The organism is Actinoallomurus liliacearum (genome assembly GCF_039542035.1).
Taxonomy (GTDB): Bacteria; Actinomycetota; Actinomycetes; order Streptosporangiales; family Streptosporangiaceae; genus Actinoallomurus; species Actinoallomurus liliacearum.
Genome location: NZ_BAABHJ010000012.1, coordinates 81,240 through 101,452 on the forward strand (window position 1 = coordinate 81,240; position 20,213 = coordinate 101,452).

The following is a 20,213-nucleotide window of genomic DNA, read 5'->3' on the forward strand; positions in this document are numbered from 1 at the left end:
TTCGCGGCGGGCGGCCGACCGGCGCGCCTGGCACGGTGGTGTCCGTGTCAGGCGCGCCGTTTCGCGGCTGATGGTCCCTACCGATCAGCGACTCGGGGTGAGCACCGGTGCGGCGGGTGCCGGGGTCCGGGTGATCCGGCGGCCCGGGATGGCCAATGCCGCCAACGCCCCGGCCAGCGACAGCGCGCCGCTGACCGCGATCGCCGGGGCGAACCCGTCGGTGAAGGCGGCCGGTCCCGCGTAGCCGCCGGACTCGCTGAACACCAGGGCCAGCACCGCGACCCCGAACACCCCGCCCAGTTGCCGCCCGGTGTTGAACACCCCGGAGGCCTTGCCGATCTGCTCGGGCGTGACCGCGTTGAGCACGGCGGCCTGGGTGGAGGGCATCGCCATGCTCACCCCGGCCCCCGCGATGAGCATCGGCGCGATCAACTCCCAGTACGGCACGGACGGTGTCGCGATGAGCCCAAGCCACCCCATCCCGGCCGCCTGCAGAGCCAGCCCGAGCGCGGCCAGCGGCCGTGCGCCGACCCGGTTGACCTGCCTGCCCGCCAACGGCGCCACCAACGTCACCGACGCCGTCCAGGCCAGCAGGTGCAGCCCGGCGGCCAATGGCCGGTCGCCACGCCCGACCTGGAAGTACTGCGCCGCGAAGAACAGGGAGCCGTAGAGCGAGGCGTACAGGAACAGGCCGGAGGCGTTACCGGCCGCGAAGCCACGGAGCCGGAACAGCCCCAGGGGCACCATCGGCCGCTTGACGGCCCGTTCCCAGGCCACGAAGGCGGCGCCGCAGACCGCGCCGGCGACCAGCGTTCCGACCACCTCGGCGCTGCTCCACCCGGCGGCGTTCGACCGGACCAGCCCCCACACCAGCCCCAGCGCGGCACCGGTCACCAGGACCAGCCCGCCGGCGTCCACGCCGCCGCCACCGGCGCCGCGGCTCTCGGGGACCCGCAGCAGCACCAACGGGATGACGGCCAGGGCGATCGGCAGGTTGAGCCAGAAGATCCACTGCCAGGCGAGTCCCTGAGTGACGGCGCCGCCCACCACCGGACCGGCGACCACCGCGAGCCCGGTCAGACCGGCGAAGATCCCCAGCGCCTTCGGCCGGTCCGGAGGTGGATAGGCCGCGCTGAGCAACGCCATGGCGAGCGGCATCACGAGTGCCGCACCGGCGCCCTGCACCGTACGCGCCGCGATGAGCCAGCCCACGTTCGGCGCGAGTGCGCAGGCCACCGAGGCGGCGGTGAAGAGCGCCAGCCCGGTCGTGAGGACGAGCCGCCGTCCGAACCGGTCGCCCAACACCGCACCGGTCATGAGCAGAACGGCGAAGCTCAGGCTGTACGCGTTCACCGTCCATTCGAGTTGTTCGATCGAGGTGCCGAGATCCAGCCGGATCCGGCTGAGTGCCGTCGTCACGACGGTGGCGTCCAGCGCCACCATCACCGAGGCCGCGGAGGCGAGCCCCAGAACCCATCGTCTGTCCATGCGAGTACCGACCGGCGGCCCGCCGAAAGGAATCGGCCGAGGCGGCCGGCGGATGGGCCGCGCGGCTCGAGAAGCCGCTCCGGCCGGGCCGGGCTCCGCGGGCGGCCGCGCTAGGCCCACGCCTTCCTGTTACGGCAGGCGGAGGACGCGCACGATCCGCGCGGCGCCGCCCAGACGGACCAGGGAGCCCGACGGGCCGGGCCGCGTGGCGGCGGTGATCGTGGAAGGGCTGCCGAGGGAGTCGCCCATGTCGACGGCGATGCCGGTGACCCCCCGATCGGCCAGGTGGGCGGCGAGGCAGGCGGTGCTGTTGGCGTTGGCGACGTCTTCGGGGACGCCGATCGACGGGGCGAACATGCGGGCCGCGGCCCGGCCGGGGTGCTCCCGAGCGGAGTAGACGTAGCAGCCGAGGAAGCCGAGCCTGTCGCAGGCGGCGCGGAGCCGTTCGGGGTCCGGGTCGAGCGCGGCCAGGGCCGATCGCGTGGCGACGGGGACCAGCAATCGCGGCCGCCCGATCGCGGCGACCCGGGCGCCGGGCGCGTGGATGTCCGCGGTGACGCCGAGGGTGGGCAGGACGAGATCGCACTCGATCGCGGTGGGCTCGCGCAGGTCGACGGGGCCGGTGTCGAAGGAGGCGGTGATGTGCCCCTTCTCCCGTACGGCCCGGCCGGCGAAGGCGTGCCGCGACGCGTGGAGCGTCGTCCGATGCTCGCCGCTCCCGGCGCGCTCGGCGAGGAAGGCCAGGGCTGCGACGGTCCCGTGACCGCACGCGGGCAGCTCCCCCTCGGAGGTGAAGAAGCGCAGGGCGGCCACGGGTCCATCGGGTCCGTCGTGCGCGGAGACGAAGACCGCGTGCGAGGTTCCCATCAGGACCGGCACGCGGCGGCGCTCGCCGTCGGTCAACGGCGCCTCGTCCATCACCGCGGTCGGACTGCCGCCTCGGCCGTCGCGCAGGCACGCGTGGACGATCGTGACCCGCGGGCCGTCCCCGCTCATCGGCGGTCCTTTCCACCGGCTCGCTCGGCTTCGGCGGGCTGCGGTGATTCCGGCGATTCTACTCCTCGGCCGATTCCTGTCGGCGGGGCGGCGAGTCGATAGGGGTGACGGAACGCCCGTCGGCGACAGCCACCTTTCGGGAGTGACAATGCTGCTGGAGAACAAGAACGCGATCATCTACGGAGCCGGTGGATCCATCGGGAGCGCGGTCGCGCACGCCTTCGCCGCGGAGGGGGCGCGAGTCTTCCTGGCCGGGCGCACCAGCGCGACGCTGGAGGTGGTCGCGGAGAAGATCCAGGCCTCCGGCGGCGTCGCCGACGTCGCCACGGTGGACGTGCTGGACCACGACGCCGTCGAGGCGCACGCCGACGCGGTGGTCGCCACCGCCGGATCCCTCGACATCTCCTTCAACGCCGTCAGCCTGCCCCAGACCGGTATCCAGGGCACCGCGCTGGTCGACCTGCCGCCGGAAGGGTTCGACCTGCCGATGGCGACCTACCCCAGGGCCAACTTCCTGACCGCCAAGGCCGCCGCCCGGCGCATGACCGGCCAGGGATCAGGCGTCATCTTGACGATCACGGCGAGTCCGTCGCGGACGGCCGTCCCGCTGATGGGCGGCATGGCACCGGCCTGGGCGGCGATCGAGTCGCTGTCCCGGGGCCTGGCCGCCGAACTCGGACCGGCCGGCGTCCGAGTGGTGTGCCTGAACGCGGCGGGGATGCCGGAGACCCCGCAGTTGACCGAGGTGTACGGACTGCACGCCGACGCGTACGGCATCAGCCGCGAGGCGTTCGAGGCCCGCATGGCGGATCGGACCCTGCGCAAGCGGCTGCCCACCGTCGCCGAGATCGCCGACGTGGCCGTCTTCGTCGCCTCGGACAGAGCCGCCGCGATGACCGGCGCGATCGCCAACCTCAGCGGCGGAATGATCGCCGACTGAACGTGGTCCGCGATCGCCGGTGAGGTGACGCGGCGCGGAAGCCCGGTTCCCCTCGGCTCCGGGCTTCCGCGCCGACCGCCGACGCCGTTCAGCCGTTCTCCTTCGCGATCGCTTCGCGTACGGCCGGGACGATGTCTCTGGCCCAGCGGGTGAGGGAGACGAGGTCCGGCGTTCCGCCTTCGGGGGAGAAGAGCATGAAGCCCGACGCGCCGTGCTCCAGTACGGCCCCGGTCAGTTCTTCGGCCCACTGGTCGGTGGAACCGCCGATCCAGCGGCCTTCGGGGTCGCGCGTGGCGGGCAGCGGCCGGTCGGTGATGCGCCCGGGGAGGTTGAAGACCGTACGGATCTCGCGTGGATCGCGGCCGACGGCCGTCGCCGCTTCGTCGATGACCGGCCGCGACGTCCGGTAGCGCTCGCTGAGCCAGTCCGCCGCGTGGCCGGGGATCCAGCCGTCGGCCACGCGGCCGGTGGCGGCCAGGGATCTGCGGCCGACCGATCCGGTCCATACGGGAGGAGCGGCCACGGGAGCGGGCTCGATCCGGTTCACCTGGTAGTGGCGGCCCTGGTGGGTGACCGGGGGACCGCCGCCCGACAGCTTCTTGACCAGGACGATCGCCTCTTCGAAGAGGTCCACGGCCTCGGCCGGTGACAGGCGCGGCACTCCCATGTCGGCGATCCGGTCCCACAGCCCACCGGCGCCCATGCCGAGCACGACGCGGCCGCCGGACAGTGCCGACAGCGTCGTCACCGTCCGCGCCAGCATGGGGGCGGGCCGGGTCGGCAGGTTGGTGACGTTGGCAAAGCCGGACAGGCGCTGCGTACGTCCGAGGACGAACCCGATGGAGGCGTAGGCGTCCGCCCGGCCGCCGATGTAGGGGTGGTCCGACAGGGAGAAGAGGTCGAGCCCGTCGCGGTCGGCCTGTTCGGCCATGCTCAACAGTTCCGGTATCTCGTCGATGCCGCTGTGCGCGCCGAAGCCGAAGACGACTTTCTCTACGGACATGTTCTGCCTTCCTTTGATGGTCTGTGTGTGCGGTCTCAGGCGGTGGGGCCGAACTGCTCGACGAAACGGGCGGTGAACAGGTCCGTGCCCTTGTACTCGGCGACCATCGACGCCGGGGCGACGGACGGGCCCTCGGGAGAGGGCAACTGCCCGACACCGCCTTTCGAACCGAGCGGGAGAATGATCATGGGGAAGGGCAGCGGCTGGTAGGCGGCCGTGGGCTCCTCACCGTTCAGTCGGGCGGTGATGTTCGCGGCGACCACCTCGGCGTGGCGCATCGCGTAGCCGGCCATCTTGGCCTCCGCGACATCGGTGATGTCGCCGACCGCGTAGACGTGGTCGTACCCCTTGACGTTGAGGGATTCGGTCACGGGGACCTGGCGGAGCGCGTTGAGCGTCGTGAGCCTGCCGTCGGCGAGGTAGTCGCTGTTCGTGCTCTTGCCGTGGGCGCGGAACCAGATGTCGGCGGTGATCTGCTCGCCGTCGGTGGTCGTGACGGTGAACGCGCCGACCTGGCCGGCCTCGGTGCTCGGCGGCACCGCCAGGCCGGTCCCCAGACGCAGCTCGACGCCCAGGCCGTCCAGTTGGCCGCGCAGGTCCTCGACCACCTCCGGCTGGAAACCGGGCAGCAGCTCCTCGGCCGGGTCGGCGATGGTCACGTGCTTGTCCGGCCAGACCTCCTTGATCTCCCCGGCCAGTTCCAGGCCGACCGGGCCGGCACCGAGGATCAGCACCTTGTCGGCCTGCCGCAGTTCCTTGTGCGTCCGGCGGAGGTCGTCCAGCGCGTCGCCGATCGAGTCGGAGCCCGGCTTGGCCGGGTAGGCGTAGCTGGAGCCGGTGGCCAGCACCAGGTAGTCGGCCGCGACGCGCTCACCCGAGGCCAGGGTGACACCGTCGGGGTCCACCGAGACCGCGCGGTCGCGGATCACCGTGCCCTTGGTGAGCAGCGTCTCGAAGGGGAAGAACGCGTTGGCCGCCCAGTCCGGCCGGGTCAGCGCCCGCAGCGACGCCGCCGCGTTGACGAACGCCTCACGGGGGTCGATGAGGACGACGTCGGCCTCGGACTCCAGCGCCTTGGCGACCGCGGCGCCTCCGTAGCCCCCACCGATGACCGCGACGGTACGGCTCATGATTGTACGCTCCTCAAAAGAAAGGTCGAGTTCGTAGTACGAACCATATTAGTTCGTACTACGAACAGCAACCTTTTTGGGAGTGTGGTGCCGCGCGTCAGTGTTCGTGGGCGGCGGAGACTCCTTCGTCCGGCTCCAGGAAGACCGCGGGCACCTCGTTGGCCAGCACGACGCGACCCAGTAGGTCGGCGAGCGTGTCGCGCTCGGCCGCACTGAGGTTCCCCGGCAACTCCGCGACCCGCCGGCACGTCTCGTCGTAGAACTCCTCCACCAGCTTGGCGCCGTGCGCGGTGAGCGCGACCCGGACCGCGCGGGTGTCCCGCGGGTCCGGTTCCCGCTGGACCAGGCCATTGCGCTCGGTACGGTCCACCAGGCCGGTGAGGCTCGACTTGGCCAGCCTCAGCATCGCCCCCAACTCGCTCATGCCGCGTGGCTGCGGCATCAGTACGCACAGCAACTGCCCCTGCTGTGGGGTCAGCCCGTACTCGCGACTGGATTCGGCGTACACGGAATCCACCAGGAACGAGGACCGCACCAGCGCGGCCACGATTCCGATCCGGCCATCGTCAGGCTTGCTCACCCGGCCAGGGTAACACCGGGAACGCCCATAATTCGTGTGACGAACTATGCGGGTACGGGCCGCGGAAGCGGCCGAGCGAGCGCCGCTCGGCCGGCCATCAGGCGGCACACACTGGGCAAGGTGCTTCTAAAGCTCAGTCCGAGGCGACGCATGGTCAAGTGCTGTGACGGAATGTGACCGAATCGGGCACTCCGGCGGGCTTCTCGCCGATCAGGATCGGCTGCGACAAGCACTTGACGGAGGCTGCCAAGTACTGGACGATCGGCGTCAAGTAGGCGATGCGTGGACGAGGGGGAGGAGCCGGTCATCCGTAGGGAGCTCATCGATCAGTTGGTCCGGGTCATCGAGGTCAGGCTGCTCGATCCGCTGGAGATCCTGCTCGACGGCGACGAGGCGGTCGGGGCGTTGCGTCGTTCGGTGCGGGATCGGGCGGAGGACTGGGCGGACCGGATGCTCGACGGTGACGAGCGGACGGCGACGCACACCATCGCGCGGATGATGGCGACGCTCTACCCCGGTGACGAGCCCTTCGACCCGCCCGCCGACTGGTGGCGCACGCCGCTGGGGCAGGTCGTCGTACGGCGGGTCGGGCACCCCTACGCGCGCGCCGTCTCGTACTCGGTGGCCGGGGCGATGCTCGGCATCACCCGCCAGGGCGTGCACGACCTGGTAACCAGGGGAAAGCTCGAACGCCACCCGGACGGCGGCGTGACGCCCGAGTCCGTCCGCGACCGCCTGAACCGGCGGTCTCCGACCACATGAGAGGAATTCCATGGCCATTCGGCTCGCGACCCACGACTTCGGCGGGCCGGGGACGCCGCTGCTCCTGCTGCACGGGGCCGGCGCGAACCTGGTGAGCATGGCGGCGTTCGCCCGCGAACTGTCCGCGCGCTTCCGCGTGGTGACGGTCGACCTGCGCGGGCACGGCCGGTCCGAGGACGGGCCGTGGGAGTGGGCAGCGGTGCTCGACGACCTCGAGGCGGTCGCCGGCGAACTGTCACTCGGCGAGCCCGCCGTCGTCGGCTGGTCGCTGGGCGGCATGCTCGCGGCGCTGTGGGCCGAGCGTCATCCGGCCTGCCCGCTGGCGGTGAGCTTCGACGGCACGCCGCCGCCGGCCCGTCCGGACCAGCTCGACGGGCTGGACCCGGCACGGGGGCAGGCGGAGCTCCACCGGCTGCGGGCCGCCTTCGACGGGATGTCGGCCATGTACGCCCGGCCGCTGGCGCCCGAGGAGGTCGAGGCCGCCGTCGAGAGGCAGCGGGCGATGGCGCGGCAGGTCGGCGCGCCCGAGGAGGCGGTCGTCGAGGGCTTCCGGCGCAACTTGGTGACCCGCGACGGGCGGATGTGGCTGCGGCCGTCGCCCGACGTCCTCGGCGGCCTCCGTACGGCGATGGACGCACTCGACGTGATCCCCGTCTACCGCGACGTACGGTGCCCGCTGCTGGTGGCCGTCGCGACCGAGGACCTGCCGGAGCAGAAGCCGTTCCAGGAGCTGTACGCCGCCTACCGGCGCGGGTTCGAGCGGCGCCTGGCCGAGGCGGCGCAGGACAACTCCGCGCTGCGGGTCGTACGCGTCGAGGGCGCGAGCCACGCGATGGTCGCCGAGCGACCCGCCGAGCTCGCCAAGCTGATCAGCGAGTTCGCCGACGAGAGCTAACTGAGCGCCTCGGCCAGGGACTCGCAGCCGCAGGCGACCGGGTCGGCGGGCTCGGACGGCCCGAGCGGCCGGCCGTCGACCTCCTTGAAGATGCGGGCGGCGGGGGAGGCGTCGGCGAGCGCGTCGGCGGCGAGGATGACGGCGGCGGCCGTGTAGGTCGAGCGGTCGCCGGGGAAGTGGCGCCGGTTGGCGAACTGCCAGCCCGTCCAGTACGAGCCGTCCTCGTGCCGTAGGTGCTGGATCGTCGCGAACAGCTCGCGGGCGCGGGCGGTGTCGCCCATCGCGTCCAGGGCCAGGACGAGCTCGCACGACTCCGCCCCGGTCACCCACGGCTGGTCGGAGACGCACCGGCAGCCGAGGCCGTCGACCACGAACGTCTCCCAGTGCTCGTCGATCCGGCGGTACGCCGCGGGGCCGCGCAGCGGGCCGCCGAGCACGGGGTAGTACCAGTCCATCGAGAAGCGGCTCTTGTCGGCGAACGCCTCCGGGTGGGCGGCGACGACGTGGCCGAGCTGGTCGGCGGCGAGCTCCCAGTCGGGCTGCGGCTCGCCGAGGCGTTCGGCGAGGGCGACGGCGCAGCGCAGCGACTGGTGGATCGACGAGCAGCCGGTGAGCAGCGCGTGGTCGGCGGCGGAGCCGTCCGGGTGGCGGATCCAGAGGATCTCGCCGCGGGCGGTCTGCAGCCCGAGCGTGAACTCGATCGCGCGGCGGACCGTCGGCCACATGCGCGCCGCAAATTCCTGGTCGCCGGTGAGCAGCAGCTCGTGCCAGACGCCCACGGCGACGTACGCCGCGTGGTTGGACTCGCCGCCCGGCTCGGTGACCTCGCCGAGGACCCACTTGGCGGGCCAGGAGCCGTCCTCGCGCTGGTTGGCGCACAGCCACTCGTACGCGCGGCGGGACTCGTCGCGCAGCCCGACGATCGACAGCGCCATCGCGGCCTCGACGTGGTTCCAGGCGTCGACGTGGCCGGGTACGCCGCCGGTCGGCGCGAACCAGGGGATGGCGCCCGAGGGCTCCTGCTGGGCGGTGATGCTGTGGGCGGTGGCGAGGATGTCGTCTGCGGTCAGTATTCCGGGTACGGCCTCAGGCCGCCGCATGCGCCCGCTCCTGGTCCTCCGTCACGGAGACGGTGGGCTTGGTGAAGTAGACGACGACGCTCTTGCCGATGACCGGGTTCAGCACCCGCTCGGCGAGCCGGGTGGCGAGGGGTCGCTTCATGATGTCCCAGACGAGCACCTGGTGGTACGCCTTGGCGAGCGGGTGGCCGTCGTTGTTCACGCCCACCGCGCACTTGATCCACCAGTACGGCGCGTGCAGGCCGTGGGCGTAATGGTGGCCGCCGACCTTGAACCCGATCGACTTGAGCTTGGCCTCCAGCTCGGCGCGGGTGTAGATGCGAATGTGCCCGCCCGGAGCGGTGTGGTAGTCCTCCGACAGCGCCCAGCAGATGCGCTCGGGAAGCCACGACGGCACGGTGACGGCGAGCCGGCCGCCGGGCTTGAGGACCCGCAGCAGCTCGGCCATGGCCGCCATGTCGTCCGGGATGTGCTCGAGCACCTCCGCGGCGACGATCTTGTCGAAGGTGTCGTCGGGGAACGGCAGGCTGAGGGCGTCGCCGGTGACGGTCCGCGCGGAGGCGCCCTCGGGCGGCTCGCCCGCCAGCTCCATCGCGCCGAACATCTTCGCCACCTCGGCGAGCTCTCCCTCGTCACGGTCGAACGCGACGACGTGCGCCCCGCGCCGGTACAGCTCGAACGCGTGCCGCCCCGCGCCGCACCCCATGTCGAGCACGTGCTCGCCGGGCGACACGCGGAACCTGTCGAAGTCCACGGTCAGCAGGGTCATGCTCCTTCCGGGCGGGGCCCGCGGCGGCGGGCGATGGCGGCCTCGTAGTGGCCTACGGTGGCCCGCGCGACGGCGGACCAGGTGAACCGCTCCTGCACGCGCGCGTAGCCCGCCGCGCCGACCCGCTCGCGCTCCTCGGGGGAGTCGTGCAGCCGGCCGAGCGCGCCCGCCAGCTCCTCGACGTCGCCGGGCTCGACGAGGACCGCCGCGTCGCCCACCACCTCCGGCAGTGCGCCCGTACGGCTGGCGACGAGCGGGGTGCCCGAGGCCATGTGCTCGACCGCGGGCAGGGAGAACCCCTCGTACAGCGAGGGCACGACCGCGATCTCGGCGCTGGCCAGCAGCTCGCCGAGCTCATCGTCGGAGATCCCGGACACGAACCGGACGCGGTCGCCGAGGGACAGCTCGCCGACCAGCTTGTCGGTCGGGCCGCCGGGCGTCGGCTTGCTGACGATGACCACGTGGACGTCGCGTTCGGTGGCGAGCTTGGCGACCGCGCGCAGCAGCGTGGAGACGCCCTTGAGCGGGGAGTCGGCGCTGGCGACGGCGACGATGCGGCCGGGGACGCGTTCGCCGCGCGGGTGGAAGTAGCGGGTGTCGACGCCGAGGGGCAGGATGTGCACCTGCTCGGGCGGCGCCTGGAAGTCGCGGATGATGTCGTGCTTGGACGACTCGGAGACCGTGAGGATCGGGCCGATGCGCTGGGCGACCCGCGCCTGCATGTTCACGAACCCGTACCAGCGGCGCTTGCCGAACCGTTCTTTGAGGGTCTTGGCCGCCTCGATCTCGATCCGGCGGTCCACGCTGATCGGGTGGTGGATGCTGGTGACGAGGGGCAGGCCGAGCCGGGGGATGGCCAGGTTGCCGTAGCCGAGCACCTGGTTGTCGTGCACGACGTCGATCGAGTGGCGGTACTTCCGCAGCTCGCGCAGCACCCGCAGGCTGAAGGTCAGCGGTTCGGGGAAGCCGCCGGTCCGCATGTGCGCGAACTCCAGGACGTCGATCCAGTCGCGGTACTCCGACAGGGCCGGCGTGCGGAAGGGGTTCTCGTCGGCGTACAGGTCCAGGCTCGGGACCTTGCGCAGCAGGATGTCGTCGCGGTCCAGCTCCGGATACGGCTGGCCCGAGAACACGACGACGCGGTGCCCGAGCTCGGCCAGCTCACGGGACAGGTGCCGCAGGTAGACGCCCTGGCCGCCGCAGTGCGGCTTGCTCCGATAGGAGAGCAGGGCCACGCGCAATGGTTCGCCGACCTCACCCACGCGTTGCCCCTCCCGCAAGTGTCACTGCTGGTGAAGTTAGACCATAGCCTGACAACCGTTACGGCTGACCCCCTATTAGCCATTGAGTCTAAAAAGGTGGTGAAGGCCACTTTCGTCGCACCAGTCGCACCAGCATCAAGTGACACGTTGCCGGATCACCCGCTGAAGCGCACCGGCATCTCCTTGATGCCGTTGATGAAGTTGGACCGCTGCCGGCGTGCCTCGCCGGCCAGGGCGATGTCGGGCAGCCGTTCGGCGAGCGTCTCGAACAGCACCCGCAGCTCGAGCCGGGCCAGGTGCGAGCCCAGGCAGAAGTGGGGTCCGCCGCCCCCGAAGCCGATGTGCGGGTTGGGATCGCGCCCGATGTCGAAGTCGTACGGGTCGGGGAAGACGTCCTCGTCGCGGTTGGCCGAGGCGTAGAAGACCACGACCTTGTCGCCCTCGTGGATCCGCCTGCCGCCCAGCTCGGTGTCGCGGGTCGCCGTGCGCTTGAACAGGTTGACCGGGCAGACCCAGCGCACGATCTCGTCGGCGGCCGTTCGCGCCAGGTCGCCGCCGTTCCGCCGGTCGGCCACGAGCCTGCGCCACTGGTCCGGGTGCTCGAAGAAGGCGAGCATGCCGCCGGAGGCCGCGTTCCGGGTCGTCTCGTTCCCGGCCACGACCAGCAGCATCATGAACAGGTCGAACTCGTCGACCGTCAGCTCCTCGCCGTCGTGCGGCCGCAGTAACGTCGTGACGATGTCGTCCCGCGGCTCCTGCCGGCGTCGCTCGGCGAGCTCGTTGGCGTAGGCGTACAGCTCGGCCGCCGCGGCGCCCTCTTCCTCCTCCGTCGAGCGCAGGTCGGGGTCGTCCTCACCGATCAGGCGGTTCGACCAGTCGAAGATCTTCTCGCGGTCCTCGACGGGCGCGCCGATCAGCTCGCAGATCACGTACAGCGGGAGGGGAGCGGAGACGTCATGGACGAAGTCGGCCTCGCCCCGGCCCGCGACCTCGTCGATGAGGCCACGGCAGATCTCCCGGATGTGCTCCTCCAGCCGGCCGATCGTCCGCGGCGTGAAGCCCTTGCCCACGATGCTCCGCTTGCGGGTGTGCTCCGGCGGGTCCTGGTTGAGCATCATCATCCGCTGCATGACGAGCTGCTCCTCGGTCGGCTCGGGGAAGAGCGAGAGCCGGCGGTGGGAGGAGAAGATCTCGGGGTGGCGGGAGACGTGCACGACGTCGTCGTACCGGGTGACCGCCCAGAAGTCCGGTTCGCCGGGGTGCCGATGGACGGGGTCGTGGCCGCGCAGCCACTGGAGCTGGTCGTGCGGGATACCGGTGTTCGCGTACCGGTCGGGGTCGACCAGGTCGATGTCCATCCGCGAATCTCCCTCACAGGTCGGCTGTCTGGAATCCTCCGGCGGGAAGTCCGGTCAGCGCTTCGGCGAGCGCCTCGGGGGTCGAGCCGGTCACCCGCAGCGCCACCGTGGGCGGCGCCATGACCGTGACGGTGCCGCCGTACGTGACGAACACCTGGCCGGTGACGTCCTCGGCCGCGGGGGAGGCGAGGTAGGCGACGAGCGGGGACACGTGCTCCGGGGCGAGCGGGTCGGGGCCGTCCTCGGGCGGCGGCCCGAAGACGCCCGCCGTCATCGCCGTACGGGCGCGCGGGCAGATCGCGTTGGCGCGCACGCCGTACCGGCCGCAGGACCGGGCGATGGAGACGGTCAGCGCGGCGATGCCGGCCTTGGCCGCGGCGTAGTTCGGCTGGCCGGGCGCGCCGAGCAGGAACGCCTCCGACGCCGTGTTGACGATCCGCGCGTAGACCGGGCCGCCCGCCTCCTTCGACCGGGCCCGCCAGTACGCCGTCGCGTGCCGCGCCATCACGAAGTGGCCCTTGAGGTGGACGGACACGACGGAGTCCCACTCCGCCTCGGACATGTTGAAGATCATCCGGTCGCGGGTGATCCCCGCGTTGTTGACCAGGACGTCGAAGGCCCCGTACGCCTCCAGCGCCGTCTTGAGCAGCGCCTCGCCCGCCGCCCAGTCGGCGACGTCGCCCTCGGCGATCACCGCCTCGGCGCCCTGCTCCCGTACGAGTTCGGCGGTACGCCGGACGGCCTCGCCCGGCAGGTCGTTGAGGACCAGCCGGGCTCCCCGCCGGGCGACTTCGAGCGCGTGCGCCCGGCCGAGGCCGTTGCCGGCCCCGGTCACCGCGACGACCCTGCCCCCGAGCGAGAGGTCCCTGTCCGTGACGGCCATCCGGCTCCTTCCGCGACGGCATGCCGATCGCCCGGGGTGGCCTGTCCGGGCATCGGCATGCCGCGTCCAATATAAGTGAAACTCGTTCTAGAATGGAACCTGTTCTAACTACGCTTTTCGGACGGGGTGAACCGGACCGGCAGCTCCTTGATGCCGTTGATGAAGTTGGACCGCAGCCGCCGCGCCGGGCCGGCCTGCTCGATGTCCGGCATGCGTTCGAGGAGCACCTCGAACAGCACGGTCAGCTCCAGCCGCGCGAGGTGGGTGCCGAGGCAGAAGTGCGGTCCGCCGCCGCCGAAGCCGATGTGCGGGTTCGGGTCGCGGCCGATGTCGAAGCGGTACGGGTCGTCGAAGACGTCCTCGTCCCGGTTGGCCGAGGGGTAGAAGATGACCACCTTGTCGCCGGCCCTGATCGGCTGTCCGCGCAGCTCGGTGTCGTGCAGCGCCGTGCGGCGGAAGAGGTTCACCGGGCTGACCCAGCGCACGATCTCGTCCGCGGTGGTCCGGAGCAGCGCCCGGTTGCCGCGCAGCCGCCGCCACTGGTCCGGGTGCTCGAAGAAGGCCAGCATGCCGCCGGACGCGCCGTTCCGCGTCGTCTCGTTGCCCGCCATGATCAGCAGCAGGATGAACATCGCGAACTCGTCCGCGCTGAGCACCCGGCCGTCGGCGTCGGGCTGCAGCAGTTTGGTCGCGATGTCGTCGCCCGGGTGCTCACGGCGGTAGGCCGCCAGCTCGTGGGCGTAGGCGAGGATCTCCGCCGAGACGTCGCGCGCGTGCTCGGCGGAGGTGCCGTAGTCCGGGTCGTCGAAGCCGATCAGGGCGTTGGACCAGTCGAAGAGCCGGCCGCGGTCCTCCACCGGCGCGCCGATCAGCTCGCAGATGACGTAGAGCGGGAAGGGCGCGGAGATGTCGCGGACGAAGCACGCCTCCCCGCGCTCGACGACGTCGTCGATGAGCTGGTGGCCGACATCGCGGATGTGCTCCTCGAGCTGTTTGATCATCCGGGGCGTGAAGCCCTTGTTCACGTAGCTCCGCTGCTTGGTGTGCTGCGGCGGGTCCATGAACAGCATCATCAGCCGGTAGAGCGCGATGTCGTCGTCGGTGAACTCCTCGAGCATCGACGTGCGCGCGTACGAGGAGAACAGCTCCGGGTGGCGGGAGACATGGACCACGTCGTCGTACTTGGTCACCGCCCAGAAGCCGGGCGAGCGCTCGTCGGGATCCTCGTGCCAGTGGATCGGTGCCTCCCGCCGCAGCCGGCGGAAGCCCTCGTCCGGGAAGCCCCCGCGCTCGTAGATCTCCGGCGTGATGATGTCGATCGGCATCGTCGCTCCTCGGGCGGCACCTTGTCTGAAACACGTTCTAAACCAAGCGCTCGCTCGGGTCAAGGAGAAGGAGGTCGCCGGGGGAGTGGCGCGCGTCTCATCGACCCGCTGTGACGCGAATGTCACTCATTGGAAAGAGGTGTCGGGGGCACGGCGGTGGGTGGATGTGGTCGATATCGGCTCCGCCCGGACGATCCTCGGTAAAGCCATGAGACAAACTGGGGAGATCGAAATGACTGCTTCCGAGGCTGATCTGTCGTTCCTCGGGGACATGGGTGTTGCCGAGGCCGCCATTGACGCCATGAAACTCATCAGGGTGGTCAGTTGCTCTGTCGACGTCACGTTGACGGGTGCCTTCAGGGAGACCCTGGATGGGGTGCTCCGGAAGGCGCTGGCCGCCAACTCCTGGGAGACGGCCGACATCGAGGCCGAGCTGAAGGCCGTCTCCGAGGCCGTCTTCACGAGGGCCTTCGCCGCCGCGCACGCGGCCTGGAGCGAGTTCGATATGGAAGAGCCCGACGACGTCGACGCCGCGCGTGAAGACGCCAGGCGCGCCGCCGACGGCGTCGTCAGGTGGCGGGCCCGCCTGCATCGGGAAAAGTGCCGCCTCGGTCGCGGCTGAGGCCGAGGGAGCGTTGCCATCGGCTACCGGCCGTCTGCTGGAAACTTCCCAGCAGACGGCCGGTTTCGCGCGTTACGAGCGTTTTCCGCGGCGGGGCGGTGTCGTCAGAGGCGTTCGAGGATCGTGGCGGTGGACAGGGCGCCGCCCGCGCACATCGTGACCAGGGCCGTCGAGGCGTCGCGGCGCTCCAGCTCGTGCAGGGCCGTGGTGATGAGCCGGGCGCCGGTGGCGCCCACCGGGTGGCCGAGGGCGATGGCCCCGCCGTTGACGTTGACCCGGTCCAGGTCCGGCTCGTGGACCGAGGCCCAGGACAGCACGACCGAGGCGAACGCCTCGTTCACCTCGAACAGGTCGATGTCCCGCATCGTCATGCCCGCCGCGGCGAGCACGGTCTCCGTCGACTGGATCGGGCCGTCCAGGTGGTAGTACGGCTCGGCGCCCACGAGCGCCTGCGCCCGGATCCGCGCGCGGGGACGCAGCCCGTTCGCGCGGGCCCGCTCCTCGGACATCACGAGGACGGCGGCGGCGCCGTCGGAGATCTGCGAGGACGTGCCGGCCGTGTGCAGCCCCTCGCCGGCCGCCGGGCGCAGCCGCGCCAGCCCGTCGAGCGTCGTCTCGCGCAGCCCCTGGTCCCGGGTGACGGTGCGGACCTCTCCGGTCGGCGCGCCATCGTCGTCGAGCACCGGCGCCTCGATCGGCGCGATCTCGCGGTCGAAGCGGCCGTCCGCCTGCGCCTTGGCGGCGCGTTGCTGGGAGCGCAGCCCGAAGGCGTCGAGGTCGGAGCGGGTCAGGCCGCGTCGCGCCGCGATGCGCTCGGCGGCGGTGAACTGGTCCGGCAGGTCGATCGACCAGTCGTCGGGGCGGGAGCGGGCGTACGGGTGACGGCCGCCGGCCTCCGCGCAGGGGCCCGTGCTCGCGACGTTGGCGCCGAGCGGCGCGCGGCTCATGACCTCCACGCCGCAGCCGATCGCGGCCTCCACGACGCCGGCCTGGATCAGGGCGGCGGCCAGGTGGACCGCCTGCTGGCTCGACCCGCACTGGGCGTCGATCGTCGTGACGCCGACCTGGTGGGGGAGCCCCGCGTACAGCCAGGCGTGGCGGCCGACGTGGCCGCCCTGTTCGCCCGCCTGCGTGACGCAACCGGCGAAGACCTGGCCGATTTCGGCCGCGTCGATTCCGGCGCGTTCGACCACGGCGCGCTGCGCGTGGGCCAGCACCGCCTGGGGTTTGAGCCCGGCCAGCCGGCCGCGGCGCTTGCCGATCGGCGTGCGTACGGCTTCAACGATGACCGGCGAGCCCATGTGGCCTCCTGCGGTGACGACGCTTCGCCGAACTATAACCCGTTCTAATATGACGGTTGCAAGCCTCTCGGCATCGACTAATGTCGAGAAGAACTTGTTCTTGTTCGGTTTGATTCGGGGAGCGTGCCCGCAGCGGTCGGCCCGCCGCGAACCCCCGGCCGAGCATGCCCGGGCGGGGGCGGGGTGATGTCGTGGCCTTAGGCGATCAGGGTGTCGAAGTCGCCGGCCTTGGCGCCCTGGATGAGGGCTTTGATCTCCGCTTTCGTATAGACCAGAGCAGGCCCGGACGGATGCCGGGAGTTCCTGACGGCGACACTGCCGTCGGGGAGCTGGGCCAGCTCGACGCAATTACCTTGTGAGTTGCTCCGGTGGCTCTTCTGCCATCGGACTTCGGCGAGATCGGTTGCGGGGATGCCGTTGTACGCCCGGTACTGCATTCATGTCTCCTGGAGAATCCTGCTGAGGATCTCGGCGGTGTTGTCCGGAGGCGCGCTGACCACGCAGAGGCGTTCCATCGCCTCCATGTAGGCGTCCACGTCGTCGCGTCGGTCCAGATACAGCGCACTGGTGAGTTGCTCGACGTAGACCACGTCCGGCAGGTCCGATTCGGGAAACCGCAGGATGGTGAACGCCCCGGCCTCGGCGGTATGACCGCCGACCCGGAACGGCAGCACCTGAAGAATGACGTTCGGCAGCTTCGTCGCCTCGATGAGGCGCTCGATCTGGCCGCGCATCACTTCTCGTCCCCCGATCGGGCGTCGCAACGCCGCCTCGTCCACGACCGCCCACAGGCGAGGACCGTCCCCTCGTGTGAGCAGTTTCTGACGAGTTATCCGCAGGCTGACCCTCTGCTCGATCTCTTCGGGAGGCGCGGCCGAGTTGCCCAGGGAGATGACGGCGCGGGCGTAATCCTCGGTCTGCAGGAGACCGGGGATGAACTGGACCTCGTAGGTGCGGATCAGCGCGGCCGCCTCTTCCAGCCCCACGTAGGTCTCGAACCAGCCCGGCAGAACGTCGCCGTACCTGTGCCACCAGCCGGGAGTGTTGGCGTCCTGAGCCAGCTCGAGAAGGGTCTCCCGCTCTCGCTCGTCCATGACGCCGTAGAGAGTGAGCAGGTCGGCCACGTCGCGTTCCTTGAAACCCACCCGGCCCAACTCCAGGCGGCTCATCTTGGAACCGGAGGCGCGGATCGCGTATCCGGCCTCCTCGCGCGTGATGCCCTGCCGCTCGCGCAACCGGCGCAGCTGAGCGCCGAGGAGCCGGCGAAGAACGGTCGGTCCCCCAGCGGGCTGCGCTGTGTCCACCCCTACCTCCATGAGCATCGGTCAGCGCACAGTGTGCCACTCCCTTCCGTCGCTGTCAGAGTTTGCACGATCGTCTGCACGTGCATCGGGCCTTGCATATGCAAGGCATGTCGAGCAGGATAGCGCGCGAGGCACGCCGATCACTGCTTCCCAGAGGATCGCGATGACAGCACACGGAGCGCGCTGGATGACCGGTGAGAGCGTCGACGAAGCGCACGAGTGGCTGTTGTCGGCGATCGTGCGTGGCGGACCGTGGTCCGGCCACGCCGTACCGCCCGCCAGGATGGGCCTGAACGCGAGGACGGAAGATCTCGCGGCGGTGCCCGAATCCGTACGGGAGGCGCGCGAGTTCACCCGCGACGGGCTGAAGATCTGGGGTCTGGCGGCCATGTACGACGACGTCGGCCTCGTCGTCTCCGAACTCGTGACGAACGCCATCCGGCACGCCGTCGGGGGGACGGCGCGACCCGGCGACACCCCGATCAGACTCGGCCTGCTGCGCACCGCCGGCCTGCTGACCTGCGCGGTCGCCGATCCCAGCGACGAGGTCCCCATGCAGGGGGAGGCCGACTTCGTCTCCCAGAGCGGGCGCGGCCTCTATCTCGTCGCCGCGGTCAGCGACTCGTGGAACTGGACCCCGCTGTACGGCTACGGCAAGGTCGTCTGGGCGAGCTTCACCGTACGGGGCGGCTACTGATCCGCACCCGCGCGGCGGGCGTACGGGAGCGCCGCGCGCGGGTCATGGGTGTCGGCCGCGGTCAGAGCACGATGGCGCCCGCGATCGCGATCCACGCGCAGGCGCCGGCGACGAGCACTCCTTCCACCCACGACATCGTCGGGGGCTCGCCGGGGCCGCGCAGCCACCGCCGCCTGCGATACGCGACGACCGTTACGACCAGCGGGCCGGGCAACGCCACGATCCCGACCGGGAATGCGATCTTGACGGCGAGCAGGCCGACCGCCCAGCAGGACAGCGCCGTCCGCAGCCAGGCGAGCTCCGTCCGCTGAGCCTGCAGGCCGGAGCTCAACGGGTCACGATCCCGCTCAGGAGCGTCAGCGTGAAGAGGAGCCCCACGCCCACCGTGAGGACGGCGGGAAGCGGATCACGCGGTAGGCACACCCCCAGCCGCATCGCCTCCTGGGCCCGCCGCCACCGGCGGTAGGCGATGGGCGCGATCGCCACGCTCAGCGCGATCGCGCCGAGGCCGATCTCCCGATGCCACCCCGGGAGGGCCACCCCCTGGATGCCGCCCGCGAGCGGTATCCCCAGCGCGGCCAGTCCGAAGGACGTCCGCACCCAGGCCAGCAGGGTCCGCTCGTTGGCGAGCGAGAACCGGTAGTCGGGCTCGTGCCCGGGTTCGTCGTCCGACATCTTCCTCCTCAGGACGGTCGAGGCGCACCTCGATGATGCCTGTCCCTACCCCGGGTCTTCGCAGGTGGGCTCATGCGACCTCCTTCGTCGGTGGAGAGACCAGAGGCGCTGTGCCCATTGATTCACTCGCTCCGCTCGCTCATGCGCGCCGGGCCGGGGCGCCCGCCGCCGCTTCGGATCGGCCGGATCGTCCGGCGGTGGTATGGGATCCGCTCGAGCCGGGAAGGTCTGCCGGTGGTGCTCGTTTCCCGAGGGGCGTGTGTGGGATCTGGCACCAAGTCGGGCGTACGTGGCAACACGCTCAAATTTGCCCTCCGTATGACCCTGAGCAGGGAAAAGGTCCGTCCGGATCTCCCATTGTGGGCTTGTGTCGAGGCCCTTTGCGGAGCAACGTGGACCTTCGAGAGCGCAAACGGTGTTCTGGCACGATCGGGGGTTGGTCGGCATGGCCGCGGAGAGAAGAGCCACAGCCACGAAGGAGAAGCCCGCGTCGCGGAGGGCGTCGGCGACGACCACGGCCACCGCACGGCGCGGTCGAACGGCGACCCCGGCGACGGTGGACACGACCAAGAGCGAAGAGCACGGGGCGGCGCTTCCCGTCCCCGTCGTGACGCCGCACGTCAAGGTCATGAGGGTGCCCCTCCCGACTCGGGGGCTCTCCATGGTCGGCGACATGGGGCGGGTCGCCGCCGGGTACCTGCCGCCCAAGGACCGGCTGATGTTCTACGGCGGCCTGGCGGCCGCCGCCGCCTTCGGAGTCATCGACTGGCCGGTGGCCGCGGCCGTCGGCGTCGGGACGATGGTGGCGCGCCGCGCCGTCGGCAGACGCGAGAAGGCACGGCCGGTTCCGGCGAGCGAGCGGGCGACCCCGGCACGGGCCACGAGCCGGACGACGGCCGGCACCAGCCGGGCCCGGACGACGGCCGGCACGAGCCGGACCGGGTCGACCACGGGCGCCGGCCGAGCCAAGACGACGGCCGGCACCAGTCGAGCCAAGACGACGGCGGGTACGAGCCGGTCCCGGACGACGGCGGGCACGGCCGCGAGCGAGAGCGGAGCGGGAACCGAGACCGCCGGTACCGCGACCACGCCTCGTTCCGCTGGCCGGTCCTCGGCCACCGAGAGCGTCTGACGGCCGGGTCCC

Annotated in this window: 22 protein-coding genes; 6 read left to right on the top strand and 16 right to left on the bottom strand. The window is 71.2% G+C overall.

Features of this window, described 5'->3' with window-relative positions; all coding sequences use genetic code 11:
• Positions 1-84: 84 nt before the first annotated feature.
• Both ABD978_RS20920 and ABD978_RS20925 read right to left on the bottom strand, forming a co-directional pair.
• Positions 85-1,488, bottom strand: a complete 1,404-nt coding sequence (locus ABD978_RS20920; RefSeq protein ID WP_345356843.1) for a DHA2 family efflux MFS transporter permease subunit — start codon at positions 1,486-1,488, stop codon at positions 85-87.
• A gap of 129 nt (positions 1,489-1,617) precedes the next feature.
• Positions 1,618-2,484 carry a PhzF family phenazine biosynthesis protein gene (locus ABD978_RS20925; RefSeq protein ID WP_345356846.1) on the bottom strand — a complete coding sequence of 289 codons (867 nt, stop codon included), beginning with the start codon at positions 2,482-2,484 and terminating at the stop codon, positions 1,618-1,620.
• Between the two features lie 148 nt (positions 2,485-2,632).
• On the opposite strand from ABD978_RS20925, the gene ABD978_RS20930 reads away from it, so the two are divergent.
• A complete protein-coding gene (locus ABD978_RS20930; protein WP_345356849.1) occupies positions 2,633-3,424 on the top strand; it encodes an SDR family NAD(P)-dependent oxidoreductase in 792 nt (263 codons plus the stop codon).
• An 88-nt stretch (positions 3,425-3,512) separates the two neighbouring features.
• Here the strand turns inward: ABD978_RS20930 and ABD978_RS20935 are convergent, their stop codons facing one another.
• From ABD978_RS20935 to ABD978_RS20945, 3 genes are all read right to left on the bottom strand, one after another.
• Positions 3,513-4,427 (bottom strand): LLM class flavin-dependent oxidoreductase, encoded by a 915-nt coding sequence (locus ABD978_RS20935; RefSeq protein WP_345356852.1) that lies wholly within the window; start codon positions 4,425-4,427, stop codon positions 3,513-3,515.
• A gap of 35 nt (positions 4,428-4,462) precedes the next feature.
• Entirely contained in the window at positions 4,463-5,557 is a 1,095-nt protein-coding gene (locus tag ABD978_RS20940; RefSeq protein ID WP_345356855.1) for an NAD(P)/FAD-dependent oxidoreductase, read from the bottom strand.
• Positions 5,558-5,654: 97 nt separating this feature from the next.
• Positions 5,655-6,137 carry a MarR family winged helix-turn-helix transcriptional regulator gene (locus ABD978_RS20945; RefSeq protein ID WP_345356858.1) on the bottom strand — a complete coding sequence of 161 codons (483 nt, stop codon included), beginning with the start codon at positions 6,135-6,137 and terminating at the stop codon, positions 5,655-5,657.
• Between the two features lie 282 nt (positions 6,138-6,419).
• On the opposite strand from ABD978_RS20945, the gene ABD978_RS20950 reads away from it, so the two are divergent.
• Together ABD978_RS20950 and ABD978_RS20955 are read left to right on the top strand one after the other, a co-directional pair.
• Positions 6,420-6,899: a hypothetical protein gene (locus ABD978_RS20950; protein ID WP_345356861.1), complete on the top strand. Its 480-nt coding sequence runs from the start codon at positions 6,420-6,422 to the stop codon at positions 6,897-6,899.
• Positions 6,900-6,909: 10 nt separating this feature from the next.
• Positions 6,910-7,794, top strand: a complete 885-nt coding sequence (locus ABD978_RS20955) for an alpha/beta fold hydrolase (protein ID WP_345356864.1) — start codon at positions 6,910-6,912, stop codon at positions 7,792-7,794.
• On the opposite strand, the gene ABD978_RS20960 is transcribed toward ABD978_RS20955, so the two are convergent.
• From ABD978_RS20960 to ABD978_RS20985, 6 genes are all read right to left on the bottom strand, one after another.
• Positions 7,791-8,894, bottom strand: coding sequence for a prenyltransferase/squalene oxidase repeat-containing protein (locus ABD978_RS20960; RefSeq protein WP_345356867.1), 1,104 nt, complete (start codon positions 8,892-8,894; stop codon positions 7,791-7,793). The two genes, ABD978_RS20955 and ABD978_RS20960, sit on opposite strands and share 4 nt — an antisense overlap.
• The gene (locus tag ABD978_RS20965; RefSeq protein WP_345357505.1) at positions 8,881-9,636 is read right to left on the bottom strand and encodes a class I SAM-dependent methyltransferase; all 756 of its coding nucleotides are present in this window, start codon (positions 9,634-9,636) and stop codon (positions 8,881-8,883) included. Before ABD978_RS20965 ends, ABD978_RS20960 begins: the two co-directional genes overlap by 14 nt.
• A gap of 2 nt (positions 9,637-9,638) precedes the next feature.
• Entirely contained in the window at positions 9,639-10,904 is a 1,266-nt protein-coding gene (locus ABD978_RS20970) for a glycosyltransferase family 4 protein (RefSeq protein ID WP_345356870.1), read from the bottom strand.
• 155 nt (positions 10,905-11,059) lie between these two features.
• On the bottom strand, positions 11,060-12,262 hold the full coding sequence (locus tag ABD978_RS20975) for a cytochrome P450 (RefSeq protein WP_345356873.1): 1,203 nt from the start codon (positions 12,260-12,262) through the stop codon (positions 11,060-11,062).
• Between the two features lie 13 nt (positions 12,263-12,275).
• On the bottom strand, positions 12,276-13,145 hold the full coding sequence (locus tag ABD978_RS20980; RefSeq protein ID WP_345356876.1) for an SDR family NAD(P)-dependent oxidoreductase: 870 nt from the start codon (positions 13,143-13,145) through the stop codon (positions 12,276-12,278).
• 104 nt (positions 13,146-13,249) lie between these two features.
• Positions 13,250-14,470, bottom strand: a complete 1,221-nt coding sequence (locus tag ABD978_RS20985; RefSeq protein ID WP_345356879.1) for a cytochrome P450 — start codon at positions 14,468-14,470, stop codon at positions 13,250-13,252.
• Between ABD978_RS20985 and ABD978_RS20990 the strand changes: the two genes are divergently transcribed.
• Complete coding sequence (locus ABD978_RS20990; protein ID WP_345356882.1) at positions 14,451-15,092, top strand: hypothetical protein; 642 nt, start codon at positions 14,451-14,453, stop codon at positions 15,090-15,092. The two genes, ABD978_RS20985 and ABD978_RS20990, sit on opposite strands and share 20 nt — an antisense overlap.
• A gap of 104 nt (positions 15,093-15,196) precedes the next feature.
• Here the strand turns inward: ABD978_RS20990 and ABD978_RS20995 are convergent, their stop codons facing one another.
• The 3 genes from ABD978_RS20995 to ABD978_RS21005 all read right to left on the bottom strand — a co-directional run bounded on the left by ABD978_RS20995 (position 15,197) and on the right by ABD978_RS21005 (position 17,697).
• Positions 15,197-16,393: a steroid 3-ketoacyl-CoA thiolase gene (locus tag ABD978_RS20995; RefSeq protein ID WP_345356885.1), complete on the bottom strand. Its 1,197-nt coding sequence runs from the start codon at positions 16,391-16,393 to the stop codon at positions 15,197-15,199.
• A 197-nt stretch (positions 16,394-16,590) separates the two neighbouring features.
• Positions 16,591-16,830 (bottom strand): DUF397 domain-containing protein, encoded by a 240-nt coding sequence (locus tag ABD978_RS21000; RefSeq protein WP_345356888.1) that lies wholly within the window; start codon positions 16,828-16,830, stop codon positions 16,591-16,593.
• Positions 16,831-17,697, bottom strand: a complete 867-nt coding sequence (locus tag ABD978_RS21005; RefSeq protein ID WP_345356891.1) for a helix-turn-helix domain-containing protein — start codon at positions 17,695-17,697, stop codon at positions 16,831-16,833.
• Between the two features lie 163 nt (positions 17,698-17,860).
• Between ABD978_RS21005 and ABD978_RS21010 the strand changes: the two genes are divergently transcribed.
• Positions 17,861-18,394 (top strand): ATP-binding protein, encoded by a 534-nt coding sequence (locus tag ABD978_RS21010; RefSeq protein ID WP_345356894.1) that lies wholly within the window; start codon positions 17,861-17,863, stop codon positions 18,392-18,394.
• A 61-nt stretch (positions 18,395-18,455) separates the two neighbouring features.
• Here ABD978_RS21010 and ABD978_RS21015 read toward each other — a convergent pair whose 3' ends face one another.
• Together ABD978_RS21015 and ABD978_RS21020 are read right to left on the bottom strand one after the other, a co-directional pair.
• Positions 18,456-18,725, bottom strand: a complete 270-nt coding sequence (locus tag ABD978_RS21015) for a DUF202 domain-containing protein (RefSeq protein WP_345356897.1) — start codon at positions 18,723-18,725, stop codon at positions 18,456-18,458.
• Complete coding sequence (locus ABD978_RS21020) at positions 18,722-19,069, bottom strand: YidH family protein (RefSeq protein WP_345356900.1); 348 nt, start codon at positions 19,067-19,069, stop codon at positions 18,722-18,724. The genes ABD978_RS21015 and ABD978_RS21020 overlap by 4 nt, the downstream gene beginning before the upstream one ends.
• Before the next feature lie 556 nt (positions 19,070-19,625).
• Here ABD978_RS21020 and ABD978_RS21025 point away from each other — a divergent pair.
• A complete protein-coding gene (locus ABD978_RS21025; RefSeq protein WP_345356903.1) occupies positions 19,626-20,201 on the top strand; it encodes a hypothetical protein in 576 nt (191 codons plus the stop codon).
• Positions 20,202-20,213: the final 12 nt, after the last annotated feature.

Excerpts from the sequence above, each read along its gene's own strand:
- ABD978_RS20995 (WP_345356885.1), bottom strand. The coding sequence starts at position 16,393 with ATGGGCTCGCCGGTCATCGTTGAAGCCGTACGCACGCCGATCGGCAAG.
- ABD978_RS21020 (WP_345356900.1), bottom strand. The coding sequence starts at position 19,069 with ATGTCGGACGACGAACCCGGGCACGAGCCCGACTACCGGTTCTCGCTC.
- ABD978_RS20940 (WP_345356855.1), bottom strand. The coding sequence starts at position 5,557 with ATGAGCCGTACCGTCGCGGTCATCGGTGGGGGCTACGGAGGCGCCGCG.
- ABD978_RS20935 (WP_345356852.1), bottom strand. The coding sequence starts at position 4,427 with ATGTCCGTAGAGAAAGTCGTCTTCGGCTTCGGCGCGCACAGCGGCATC.
- ABD978_RS21000 (WP_345356888.1), bottom strand. The coding sequence starts at position 16,830 with ATGCAGTACCGGGCGTACAACGGCATCCCCGCAACCGATCTCGCCGAA.
- ABD978_RS20920 (WP_345356843.1), bottom strand. The coding sequence starts at position 1,488 with ATGGACAGACGATGGGTTCTGGGGCTCGCCTCCGCGGCCTCGGTGATG.
- ABD978_RS20980 (WP_345356876.1), bottom strand. The coding sequence starts at position 13,145 with ATGGCCGTCACGGACAGGGACCTCTCGCTCGGGGGCAGGGTCGTCGCG.
- ABD978_RS20930 (WP_345356849.1), top strand. The coding sequence starts at position 2,633 with ATGCTGCTGGAGAACAAGAACGCGATCATCTACGGAGCCGGTGGATCC.
- ABD978_RS20985 (WP_345356879.1), bottom strand. The coding sequence starts at position 14,470 with ATGCCGATCGACATCATCACGCCGGAGATCTACGAGCGCGGGGGCTTC.
- ABD978_RS20925 (WP_345356846.1), bottom strand. The coding sequence starts at position 2,484 with ATGAGCGGGGACGGCCCGCGGGTCACGATCGTCCACGCGTGCCTGCGC.
- ABD978_RS20975 (WP_345356873.1), bottom strand. The coding sequence starts at position 12,262 with ATGGACATCGACCTGGTCGACCCCGACCGGTACGCGAACACCGGTATC.
- ABD978_RS21010 (WP_345356894.1), top strand. The coding sequence starts at position 17,861 with ATGACAGCACACGGAGCGCGCTGGATGACCGGTGAGAGCGTCGACGAA.
- ABD978_RS20955 (WP_345356864.1), top strand. The coding sequence starts at position 6,910 with ATGGCCATTCGGCTCGCGACCCACGACTTCGGCGGGCCGGGGACGCCG.
- ABD978_RS20960 (WP_345356867.1), bottom strand. The coding sequence starts at position 8,894 with ATGCGGCGGCCTGAGGCCGTACCCGGAATACTGACCGCAGACGACATC.